The following is a 12,378-nucleotide window of genomic DNA, read 5'->3' on the forward strand; positions in this document are numbered from 1 at the left end:
CCCTGATTTCATACTACGATTATGCTACTTTTTTGAAGTGCGGAATGTGGGTTACTAATGATTCAACCTGATTTTTTCCTATTTTTTATTTAATTATTAACGATTCAACCTGATTTTTTGTTTGATTAATATCTGATTTTATCCCATTGCATTCTTGATAATTTACCAGCATGATAGACGGTATAAACAAAGTTTACTTCAACAATAAGGAGTTTATTTCTAATGACAATCCCACATATAGTGTTGAAATTTAATGATGGTATTACTGATACTACATCGCAAGTAGTTAACGAAGTAAAAATCCTGCAAAAATCCCTAAAAGATTGGGGAGTTTTAGCAGCCAACGAATCAATAGACGGAAAGTTTGGCAACAAAACCCTTGAAGCGGTCAAGCTTTTTCAAGACAAAAAATCTCTACAACAAGATGGCATTGTCGGTAAAAATACTTGGGCGGCACTCTTGAAAGTGTCACCATCAGAAATAGAGATTATTCCGCGCTCCGGTAGCGGTAATGGCGGATCTGGCCATAGCAAATCACCATTTTCAGGAAATAAAAGACTAATTCACAATGAATTGATAAGTCATGGATTTTCTACTGTACAGTGTGCAGCAATTCTGGGTTGTGTACAACAAGAATCTTCATTTAATCCACGCGCACAGGAAGGTCCACCACCTAAAGGTTTAGGATTATTTCAATGGAGTTTTGACCGACGAAATAAAGTACCTGCATTCACGAATAGTGTTGCTACTGACATTCATAATCAAGTCAATCTTTTCGTTCAGGAATTAAATGGTTCAGAATCAAAAGCTGGAAGCATTTTACGCAATGCAAAAAACCTAGACCAAGCAATGCAAGGAATGAAAGAATATGAACGATTCGGAATTGAGGGAAAGCGTCGACAGTACGCAGAACAAATCCTAAAGGACCTCACATAGTCATCAGTAAGCGATGATCTGTTTTTCCAATTATCTAGATTCGCTTTGCTGACAAAACTTTAGGAGATGGAGATAATAGCGTTGTAGTTTACTAGAAAATTAACTCTAGTTCTCACAAAGTTATTATTCTCCTCTCGACTCTTTCAACATCTTGGTACAAAATATATAATAATAAGCTACAATACTTAAGATAGTTGGTTACGACGCGCCTTTAAATTTATTAGTTTTTCGGTAAAAATCATAGCCACATCTAATCTACTCAACAAAGAACAATCTTTACTTATCACTATAGGTACGAGAGAGTCATAATATGAAATCAACATTCCCTTTAGCAGCAATTTTTATTATTTTAAGTGTTCCGACTTTTTCCTTCAAATTGGAAGCAGCACCCCCTCCAACTCGTGTAGGACAGTGTAGTAATACTTTTGTTTCTAAGGTTAGGACTAGATTAGAAGATGGAGTGACAGGAAAACCCATTTTGGGGTCAGGAACATCAATTGAATTTACTAACGGAATTTATCTAGTTTCTTATGATACAGTTCCTGAAGCAGAATCTTCTAAGCCTAGAGATCCAGTAAAATTATGTTTAGTTTCAATTCCTAAAAACTGCCCTCCTGGTGACAATCGAGGAAAAGTTTATACTGTAACTAACATCAGAACAAAAAAAACATTTACTCTCCCAGATTCTCAACATAGTTGTGGCGGAGCTTAGTGCAATATTAATCGATGCTCTGATCTAACCAGACTTTTTCTTACATTTTGAATATACAACCTGATTTTTAGAGAAAAAAATACGTGACTTTTTCCCATTGTACCCTTCATGATTTGCGAGCAGGATGGATTATACAAAGAAAGTTTTAAAGTAGTAAGTAAAATAAATAACTCTCATATCCAGAAGAATGAGGCTAAAAATGATAAAATAGAACAAAAAAGTGAAGAGGTGATCAGTTCTCATGCTACTAACAACAGAGCAGTAACAGATTAAATACTTTCAACAAGGAACAATTGACAATCACTTCTCCCTTCAAGGGAGAGCATTGAGACAGAAAATGCGGGGAAAACAACTTATACTCAAGCCCAGATTAACGAGTCTTATCAAAAAACTGTACAGAGGACGATCGCTTATCCTGTTAGTCCTCCTATTTCTCACTTCCATAGCAGTTCCCCTTTTTGTCGCCCAAGTTTCCCTATCAACCCCCATTGTTCAAACTCAACAAGATACCTTACAGTTAGTTGAACGTGGTAGAAAACTCTATCAAGCTAAACAATTTGAGGAAGCAGCAACTATTTGGCAACAAGCGGCTGACACTTTTGCTACAGGAGGAGATAAACTAAATCAGGCAATGGCGTTGAGTAATCTGTCTTTGACTTATCAACAACTGGGTCAATGGAATGAGGCAAAAACAGCTATCTCTCAAAGTATTTCTATTTTACAACCCCTGGAAAAAACAACCGTACAACAGCGTATATTGGCTGCTACTTTAGATATTAAAGGAGAGTTACAATTGGCATTAGGAGAGTCAGCTAATGCTCTAAATACTTGGCAACAAGCGACTAAAAATTATGAAAACATTGGTAATCATAACGGAGTAATTCAAAGCAAGATAAACCAAGCTCAAGCCATGCAAGAGTTAGGACTTTATCCGAGAGCTTGCAAAACTTTATTAGAAGCTTTAGAAATAGATAGTCGAGACTGTCAAATATCAAAAGAAGAACTAGAACAACTCCCAGAAAATATATCTATTTCTTTACAAATACTAGGATTACGCAGCTTAGGTAATGTTTTACGAGTAACAGGGCAAACTAAACAATCAGAAATCGTTTTATTAAAAAGTTGGCAATTAGCACAAACTATAGAAGATCCTGAAAATTTAGCAGAGATCGCTCTCAGTTTAGGTAATACGACACGAGTTTTAGGAAATCAAACTATTGCTAGGAATAAAAAACAGTTATCAGTTGATTCAATACAGTCAGCAAATTGTATTCCATCAGAAAAATATCAGACGAGCCAACAATTTTATCAACAAGCGATCGCTTGCTATCATCAAGCTGAATTAGGAACTTCATCTATTACAAAAATACAAGCACAGCTAAATTTATTAAGTCTTTTGATACAACTGAAAGAGTGGAATCAAGTGCCGACTCTAGTAGATAAAATTCAATCTGAACTGACTAACTTACCATCTAGCCGAAAAGTTGTATTAGCTCAACTTAAATTAGCACAAAATTTAATGTGTCTTCACTCTGCATTCCTACCTGATAACGACCAATTTGTAACCCCTATCCTCCAATCTTGTCCTATCATTAAAGAAACAGTTCAAGACATCTATGCAAAGGAACTTCAACAATTAATAGTTCCCTCTTGGCCAGCTATCAATCAACTAATAGAAACAGCACTAAACCACGCTCAAAACTTAGGAGATAAACAAGCCCAAGCCAATGCCTTCGGTTATTTGGGGGCAACCTACCAACAAAGAGGAAACATGACTAAAGCGCAACAGTTAACAGAACTTGCCTTACAACAAATCTCTGCCTTTAATAACCCCGAACTAGCTTATTTGTGGCAATGGCAACTGGGAAGATTATATCAACTCCAAGGGAAAGCTAATCAAGCGATCGCCCCTTACACTTTAGCGGTGAACATCCTTGAGTCTCTGCGACGGGACTTAGTTATTACCAATGCAGACATTCAATTTAACTTCCGTGATAGTGTAGAACCCGTCTATCGGGAATTGGTAAATCTGCTCTTACAACCTTCTCCTAACCAACAGGGAAAACTAGGAGAAATCAGTCAGGAAAACCTAAAAAAAGCCCGTGACATCATTGAATCACTCCAATTAGCCGAACTCAATAACTTCTTTCGGGAAGCTTGCATCGATGCCGAACCCCAACAGGTTGAACAACTTGACCCCCAAGCAGCAGTCATCTATTCTATTGTGTTGCCCAAACGCCTCGCTGTCATTTTATCCCTCCCAGGAAAGCCGTTAAGCTACTATGAAACAGCCCTAAATCAGAGTTCAGAGGATGGTGTATCTGGGGGAGTAAAACAAGTATTTGATGATCATTCTGCATCAGGGGAAGTAGAACAAGTATTTGATGATAATTCTTTATCAGGGGAAGTAGAACAAGTATTTGATACAGCCCTAAATAAGAGTTCAGACGATGCTGCATTAGGGGAAGTTGAGCGGGTTTTTGATGATATGTTTGCCAACTTAAACCCCTACATTTCTAATATTGACCCCTTGCGCCCCCATCAGCAATTGTACGACTGGTTAATTCGTCCCTTGGAACCAGAATTAGCAGAAAACAAGATCAAAACCCTGGTATTTGTCCTTGATGGTTTGTTGAGCGGTGTACCCATGGCAGCACTTCACGATGGTCAACAATATTTGATTGAAAAGTATAATGTTGCTTTGACACCTGGGTTACAATTACTGAGTCCGCGATCGCTTTCTCGACAACAGTTAAAAATTCTGGCCGGTGGTATAGCTGAGGCGCGTCAAGGGTTTTCTGCGTTACCTGGGGTGAAAGAAGAGATGAAAGAAATTTCCGAGATAGTCTCAGCATTCGTTTTGTTAGACCAGCAGTTTACCAGCGATCGCCTCCAAAAAGAAATTGAGTCAACTTCCTTTCCTATTGTCCACTTAGCGACTCATGGACAGTTTTCTTCCCAAGTAGAAGATACTTTTTTATTGACTTGGGATGAGCGAATCAATGTTAAAAATTTAGACCAATTTTTACAGGAAAGGGAAGGCCAACAACGGAGTCCCATTGAACTGTTAATTTTAAGTGCTTGTCAGACAGCAACGGGAGATAAACGGGCAGTGTTAGGGTTAGCAGGGGTAGCAGTGCGTTCAGGGGCGCGTAGTACCTTAGCCACTCTTTGGTCAGTACAAGATCAGTCTACGGCAGATTTAATCTCCCAATTCTATAAAACTTTGAACCAGTCAGGGGTTAGTAAAGCAGAGGCATTGCGTCAAGCACAACTTTCGTTATTGCATTCTCCGCAATACCAACATCCTTTTTACTGGGCTTCCTTTGTTTTAGTGGGAAATTGGTTGTAATTGGCAATGCCTCATCTGAAACTTCTTTATCTTCTGTTTGATCATTATTCCAAAACGCTTTCATACGCTTTACTGTTTTCTCTATTATTTGATCATTCTCCCAAGCGTCTTTTAGATTATCTTTTTGATGTTGAGTGAGTTGCCAAGATAGGGGTTGATCATACTTGTTTTGATTGTGATCTTCTTTAGGAAAAGAAATTGCAAATCTGCCAATGTTGATGTTGTGACCATTATCATTCCAACTATCTTGGAGGAGTTTGACAGCTTGAATATTACGATCAATTTGAGTAGAGTCACGAACAGCACTCAATGTATCTAGTGAACCTTTAAGAACTGTTAGAAGTCCTTTTTCTCCTTCTTCTCGTGACTTTAAGGGTTCTTCTGGAAAGGCATTAATTTGGAGTAAAACAACTTTTTTGATGTTCAGACATTTGTAATTCTTCTCTTTACATTTTGATTCATCTTGGGGTTTATTTTTTAAAAAGTCATTTAGCCATTCTATCGCTGTAAATGCACCCGAATTATCAAAATACCCTCCGTCAGCCATGTGATAATTATGCATCGTTATTTTATCTGTTGTGGGATCTTTCATCGGTTTACCCGTTTGAAAATCTTTAATTAGATTATCTGGGTAATTACGCGCCATTGGAGAAACATAGGGAAAGCTTGCAGATAGCCGCGCAGCAGTTGTTACATCTAACGTACAGGACGTTGAAGCTTCTGGTGTACCACAGTAATTGTACAGCGTTCTAAAATCTAAGGCTCTTGATAGCTGGATTTTTTGTTTATCTTCTTCAGATAATTCTGAATCACTCTCTAGTAATTTTGGATCTAGATAATGAGTCATTTGTCCAGGGATAAATTTCATAGGAGATATAAGAAAGCGGCGGCCATTTTCCACTAGAGTCGAATTAAAAACAGGAATTGGAATGTTGCCAGTAAGAATTTTATTGTACCAAGTATCTAAGGTTAAATTAGGAGTTTTTAAAGTTCTTTCCCAATCTTTTTCTAACGCATATCCTCGATCTAGATATTTATTAGATTAAAAAAAAGGAAAGCCAATAGCACTTACTAAATCAGGGTAAGCTAATCCCCATCCCACTGAATCTAACCAGTCATCTGTGGCATTTTTAATTAATTTTTGAGGTTCACTGAGAATCCCTTGATCGTTGAATTGATTCAAGTAAAACATTGTCCCCACCGATCCTCCAGATGTAGAGCTAATTAGACCAATAGCTTTGGTAAAATCTTCTCCAATTTTATTCTGTAATCCTGCTAAAACTTGGGCTGTCCAACCAGATGCTTGAATACCACCACCACTTGCTGCAACAACTACTAAAGATTGTTCTTTATTACAGCGTTGTTCTTTTTGAAAATCTTCTGGACAGAGACGGTTTCCTATGGCTGTTTTAAAGTCTTTTTGATAGTTACTAATCACTACATCACTATTTTTCAGTTGGAAGTAATGATCCACGTTCCAAGCTCTATAACCACAAGCAGTAAAGAGAATTAACAGGAGGATAACAGGCCAGTGGAATTGATATTTTTGAAGCTTATTCGTTTGATGATTTTCCTGTGAATTAGATGGACTAGAATTATTTGGTTTATGATATTTATCAGAATATTTATCAAAGACATAGATAATACCTCCCAACACAATAGTCACAATCCAAATGATTAATAAAATGTAAAGTAAGGTAGGAGCTTGGTACTTAATTGGTATATTAATTGTTCCGTCCAATTTTGGATAATTCAAATAAATAGTTATGACATAAATTATCAATCCTATTAATATTTCATATATTAAAAACAAATCTATTTTATCGCCAGCATTATTAGTATTTATATGTAGAATTTTTTCATCTATTGTTCTTAAAATAGAAAATGGATTGACATCTTTGTTTTCAGAGATTTGATTATATTCAATTATCACATAAAACAATAAGAATACTAGGATGAGAATTATACTTACTCCCCAAAAAAAATACCAATTAACATCTGGTTTACTATTATTAAAATATAAGACTAGATAGGTCGGAAAAGAAAGAACAATAGCTCCAACTATTCGTTTAATTATAAAGTCTACATTGTAACGGATCGGTGGGGTTTCAGGACTCAAAATAATTATACTCATTAGTAGTGAAATGATAATTGTTGCAATAATAAAAGTGACTACTATTACCATAGTTAGTTGAGGCTCACTTTCCATTACAAAAAGATTTCGCAAGAATTTGGAGGCTCCGGTAAATTGAGCGATGAGAGGAAAATAAAATAAAATTAGCCCACTAATAATCGCTACACGCCATACAAAAAAGTCGTGTAATATTTCAGATAGTTTCTTCCCTTTAAACAATTCAATAATAAACAAATTATTTTTATCTTTTTTGAAGTTAAAATACACTTTTTTGGTGCCTTCCCAAATCTTTGAAAATATTGTGTTCGCAGTTTCTAAAATCGTTGAAAACATCGAATTTATATTTAATTTTTTCACAACTTTTTGAATCCAGGACTTGTTGCGTACTATTTCTATTAGTGGAAAAATAAATAATAGAGCAACTAATACTAACCACAGAAACTTAGCGCATAATACCGAAAAACTTAAAATAGCATACAATGCAACTGGAACTAAAACCAATGACAACAGAATAATAATTTCAACTATCACTAATATTGAAGATTGTATTCTCTCTGTGATTGTCGGATTGTTTGAAATCGTCATTGTCAAATTCTCTCCTTAATAAACTACTTTCGTTTGATTTGCTGTTACCCTATATCCAATACTGCGAGCGTTTTTACTTTTAACCGAGCAGTATTGACCTCATCTCAATTAAAAATATTTATAGCGGTTTTCACATCAATAGCGAAAATTAACAGGATCTAAGCCTTAGTAGGTCTGTAGAGAATAATCTATCCAACTGAAAACCGCTATTAAACCATCTATTTTCAAAAGAGATGAGGAATTTGTCTTATCTAGAATTGCTGATCAGGAAAAGACGGATATTGCTGATTAGGAAATTGTAGCTCAGAAGGATTAGTCTCCTGTTGTGGCTGACCACTATTAATCCTCCGTTCAAGACTATCTAGATAGTTTTTAACTGCTTGATAACGAACACGAAATGTCAGACGAGGAAATTCTATTCCCGTTGGCGTTAATTCTTCACTTGCATACAAACCAGCTAATCCCATTGCTGTCGGAACAATAAACGAATTAGTTAGTACAATGCTTTGGTGGCGAACATTATCAGGAGGATTTTGCCAACTAAACAAATCGCCAACAACAGGGATACCACTGAATATTCCCTGCCAGATTGTTCCAACAATAGGAATATAGGTTCGTCCTCCATCGATCGTGGTTTGGCTGTTGAAAGTAGAAAGAGCAAAAACATCTAAGGTATCGACATAGACGGTTGTATCTACTCTATTCTGCGTAATACGGGAGAGAGGACGCAGTTCAGATCGTACTGCTCCTACCTTTCTCTCTACTTCGGTCCCTGGTGGCCCAGTTGTCAAATCAATATCGAGTTCCGCAGATGCACTATTGCGTAATACTGAAGGAGTAACTTTCATTGAAACCCCTGATGTTAAAGCTCGGAATAAGGATCTATCCGCACCAAGGGCGGCAATTGCACTTACCAACCCGGCAATCGGGACATCAGTGCCTCTAAAATTAACATTAGGTAATAAGTCTTTAGTGGATGAGTTGATTTCACCTGCTTCTTTGATGAGTTCATTGAGTCTTAAGGGCCCTGTCTCATCAAAAGCACTGACGGTTGTTGAGGTAACTTCCGATGGAAGTCCATTTAACCCAGCAACCGTAGTTCGACCAACTTCTGCATAGGATACATCCCAATAGTTCCCGACAATGTTTTGCATTCTAGCTAAAGTGGGTTCCATAAACAACTCTTCTACATCGCGGTTAATCGCATCAACAATGGGTTGTAAAACTGAATTCAAAGCAGCCGCAGATTCTTGCAAAGATTGTGGATTAAATTCACTGGGGCGATCGCGTAAATCAGAATAATGTAGAGCAAACTCTAGAATGGCTTTTCTTGCCCTCCCGTTTATATTCAATATATCTTCCTTGTTCGTAAACTTCTTGTTACAGTCTTGTGTTGTATCGTCGATTTTTTGATGTAAACCTCTTTCAATATAGTTTCGGAAGGGAATTGCGTCTTTCCCATGTTGTCTTTGAAAAGCCTCTATATAGGGTTTATACTCTCCCTTTTTGTCTTTTTCAAAAAAAAGCTTGCAAATGTTTTGGGCAGCTTCGTTATACCTTGTAGTCGGATCTGCCGTTGCATTGATAGTAAGCAAAATGTCTATCATGGATCTCGAAACATGATTTCCATCTAATATTTTCCGATAGCCAAGGACTACTTCAAATAATCTTTTAAAATCTTGATCAAGTTTATTGTTCGGATTATCTTTTCTGGACCCTGCTTCAAATTCTTGATAAGTCTTTCGTAGTAAACGTTGAGTTGTATTAATTTCTTTGTTAACATCACGCACAGCTGCCGTCAGTTCATGAGGGTTGCCACTGGATATGAGTATTCCCCACATCGCCATATTGACTCCCTCAAGGCGCAAGTCTAGCATAGTAATAATTCGTTTTAATTCTTCCCTCTGTTCCTCAGAGCCATAGAGGACAATTACATTGTTGTTTTGCGGTTCGATGACAGTATCTTGAAGACAAGGATTAGCCTTGGCAATTGAAGCGATTATCTTTACCATGTTCGATGCTCGGCGAAGATGATAGAGTTTAACGCTTTCAGTGGCTTGTTTGTTATCGAGAACTTGTTTAGGCTCCCCAGTTTTGAGGTCAAATACAGGAATCCCCTCGTCATCAACTTCTTCTATAAAATACTTAGAATCTTTACATTGAGGGGGATCACCAGACGCAGGTTCGGTAATATTGATGTTACCCTCTGCACTCTTTTGAGCAGACACTTCTCCCCCAAAACCTACCGTCATACTCAGACTTAAACCCAGAGCAACTGGAGAGTATAACTTTTTCATGAATTTCCTTAATCGGTTTGACTTTTGGTCTTTTGTCCCCTTTAAATCGATAATTGTTCCTAAATCTTTTAATTTCACAATAAACACTCCTCGACAAAATATAGGATTGAATAAACTTGGGTAATTTTGTCCACCCTTGAATATTGGACACACCATTTAACAGATAAGTAATCAATCCTAATTGACTAATTAACTAAAGCAAAATCATCTTTGCATCAACCATCATGCTGGTAAATACTGAAATCGACAATGGGAAAAAGTCAGGTATTCTTGAGTTAAAAAATCAGGTTTAAGCTTCAGGGAATCAAAAAAAGTCAGGTTTTATCAGGTAGGAATCAAAAAAAAGTCAGAAAAAATCGGATCTTTCCAGAATTTGCACTTAGGGGGTCATTACTTCAGTAGAATTAGGTAAGCGTGGGAACGCTTCTCTAGTTTTGAACAATAATGACCATGTTAAATAATCAACGGTTACTCAATCTAATGACCGTAGGGTTGTTACTTCTAGGCACTGTACCCACCATTGCCCAACCCACAAGCAACCCTTCTACCAGACAGAATAGGAGACTTACCAGAGTCTTATTCAAACCGCCACCGGATGACCCGAAACCAGAGCAAACAAGGGGCGCAGGATCTCGTCATGATGGGCAATGTGCAGGGGATGCAACCCCAACAAACCTGGCAAAAATTTCATCAGAGGGGTCATCTATGGTTCCTCTCGTTCCTACCACTAACACTGGATTAACCATAGCAGAACGCCCAACCTTTTTTGTTTATATACCAGAAACCTCCGCTAAACAAGTTGTGTTAAGTATTAGAGAAAACGGCACAAAACATCATTCTCAAACCTTTGTCCCCATAACTGGTGAATCTGGTATTATCAGTCTTCGGCCTTCTCCCGACTCCTCTCCCCTAGAAGTAGGGAAAGCCTATCAGTGGGCAGTGGTGTTAGTTTGTGGGCAAAGACCAAACCCTAATGATCCTGCGATTGCCTCTTGGGTGCGTCGTGTTCCCTTATCTGCAACCATAAAACAGGGGTCAGCTTTAGAGCAAGCTGCTTGGTATGGGGAGCAAGGTATTTGGTATGATGCGTTGACTTCTCTGGTTCAAGCAAAGCGATCTCGAAGATATCCCCTTCGCGGTGAGCAACCTAATAATCAAGACTTGACGGATATCTGGATACAGTTTTTGGAGTCAGGGGGACTGAATGCGATCGCAACGAAGCCACTTCAATTGTAAAGGAACATAATTCTTTAGTCTTACCTTAAAAATACCGCCAAATGTGAGCTTAAATTTGAAAGTTTATTCTGCTAATTCCTGCTCAATAAAAGCTTGATTTTCTCGACTTTCTGACTGTTTGAGGTATTCAATAGCAATACGTCCAGTGGTTGGATCTTTTTGATAAGTTTCTAACAGCAAGGCTAAAGTAAGTCTAAAATGAAGTCTATCTCTTTGCTTATTAGTAATAACAAATAAGACAACTGTCGCCCCCGAAAGTGCCAAAAATGACGGAACAAAAGGTAGCCACCAACCCAAGACAAAGGCGAAATAACATCCTGCCAAAAGTCCGCTACTGGCGATCAACCAACTAAACGAGATCGCCCTAATAAATTTAAACTGCCAGCTTATTGCTGTCCCGACAAAAGCGATCGCGCTTATCCACAGCCATTCGAGAGGATCAGACCAAACACGAAGTAGAGGCCGTCCATCAATAGCAGAACTAATTATTTGACTGGCAATATTAGCATGGAGAACTATCCCAGGCATCATCTCAGGAGAACGGAATAGTCGGCTACTGTAAGGGGTGTAAAATAAATCATTAATACTTTCGGCTGTCGTGCCAATGAACACCAGGCGATCGCGTAAACTATCGGGAGGTATTTTGTTTTCTAACACTTCCCTCAGCGAAAAAGTCGAAAAATTCTCCTGATTACCCCGAAAATTGAGCAAAATCTGATAGCCTCCCGATTGGGTGCGGACATAGCCCCCGTCATTGCCTGTAAACCGCTCAAAGACAGCTTTTCCCAAGCGCACTCGCTGGACTGGCTGCCCCTCACTGTCAAGGGGTTCTAGGGTGATTCCCTTAGCTTCAAGATAGTGCAGTGCCATTTTTACCGCTAAACTGTAGCGCACCTTATCATCAGAAAGAGTAACAGATAACAGGGCGCGACGTACCTTTCCATCCGCATCCACCACTAGATCAGCAAACCCTACTTGTCCCAGTTTACTCAACACAGGAGAAGCGGCAACTTGGTTCTCTATTACTTTCTCAATGCCAAATAAGTTGGGAGTCGATTGAAACAATTTTATCAAGTCGGTATGCCCAGGGTTTTGGGGTAAATCTCCCTCGATATCTAATTCAATG

8 protein-coding genes are annotated in these 12,378 nt (G+C 38.1%); 4 read left to right on the forward strand and 4 right to left on the reverse strand.

Going from position 1 to position 12,378, the window contains the following annotated elements; translation table 11 throughout:
* The first annotated feature begins 222 nt into the window (after positions 1 to 222).
* The 3 genes from VB691_RS23680 to VB691_RS23690 all read left to right on the forward strand — a co-directional run bounded on the left by VB691_RS23680 (position 223) and on the right by VB691_RS23690 (position 5,000).
* Positions 223 to 936, forward strand: a complete 714-nt coding sequence (locus VB691_RS23680) for a phage tail tip lysozyme (RefSeq protein ID WP_323293992.1) — start codon at positions 223 to 225, stop codon at positions 934 to 936.
* Positions 937 to 1,246: 310 nt separating this feature from the next.
* Positions 1,247 to 1,648, forward strand: a complete 402-nt coding sequence (locus VB691_RS23685; protein WP_323293993.1) for a hypothetical protein — start codon at positions 1,247 to 1,249, stop codon at positions 1,646 to 1,648.
* Between the two features lie 337 nt (positions 1,649 to 1,985).
* Positions 1,986 to 5,000 (forward strand): CHAT domain-containing protein, encoded by a 3,015-nt coding sequence (locus VB691_RS23690; RefSeq protein WP_323293994.1) that lies wholly within the window; start codon positions 1,986 to 1,988, stop codon positions 4,998 to 5,000.
* On the opposite strand, the gene VB691_RS23695 is transcribed toward VB691_RS23690, so the two are convergent.
* The 3 genes from VB691_RS23695 to VB691_RS23705 all read right to left on the reverse strand — a co-directional run bounded on the left by VB691_RS23695 (position 4,891) and on the right by VB691_RS23705 (position 10,094).
* Positions 4,891 to 5,868 (reverse strand): hypothetical protein, encoded by a 978-nt coding sequence (locus VB691_RS23695; protein ID WP_323293995.1) that lies wholly within the window; start codon positions 5,866 to 5,868, stop codon positions 4,891 to 4,893. The genes VB691_RS23690 and VB691_RS23695 overlap by 110 nt on opposite strands.
* Positions 5,869 to 6,042: 174 nt before the next feature.
* A complete protein-coding gene (locus tag VB691_RS23700) occupies positions 6,043 to 7,719 on the reverse strand; it encodes a hypothetical protein (protein WP_323293996.1) in 1,677 nt (558 codons plus the stop codon).
* Between the two features lie 251 nt (positions 7,720 to 7,970).
* Complete coding sequence (locus VB691_RS23705) at positions 7,971 to 10,094, reverse strand: hypothetical protein (RefSeq protein ID WP_323293997.1); 2,124 nt, start codon at positions 10,092 to 10,094, stop codon at positions 7,971 to 7,973.
* Between the two features lie 366 nt (positions 10,095 to 10,460).
* Here VB691_RS23705 and VB691_RS23710 point away from each other — a divergent pair, with 366 nt between their 5' ends.
* Positions 10,461 to 11,252: a DUF928 domain-containing protein gene (locus tag VB691_RS23710; protein WP_323293998.1), complete on the forward strand. Its 792-nt coding sequence runs from the start codon at positions 10,461 to 10,463 to the stop codon at positions 11,250 to 11,252.
* Between the two features lie 63 nt (positions 11,253 to 11,315).
* On the opposite strand, the gene VB691_RS23715 is transcribed toward VB691_RS23710, so the two are convergent.
* Positions 11,316 to 12,378: CHASE2 domain-containing protein (locus VB691_RS23715; protein ID WP_323293999.1), on the reverse strand; the 1,063-nt coding region annotated here is incomplete at its 5' end.

The sequence above is a fragment of the Crocosphaera sp. XPORK-15E genome, assembly GCF_034931425.1.
Classification (GTDB): domain Bacteria; phylum Cyanobacteriota; class Cyanobacteriia; order Cyanobacteriales; family Microcystaceae; genus UHCC-0190.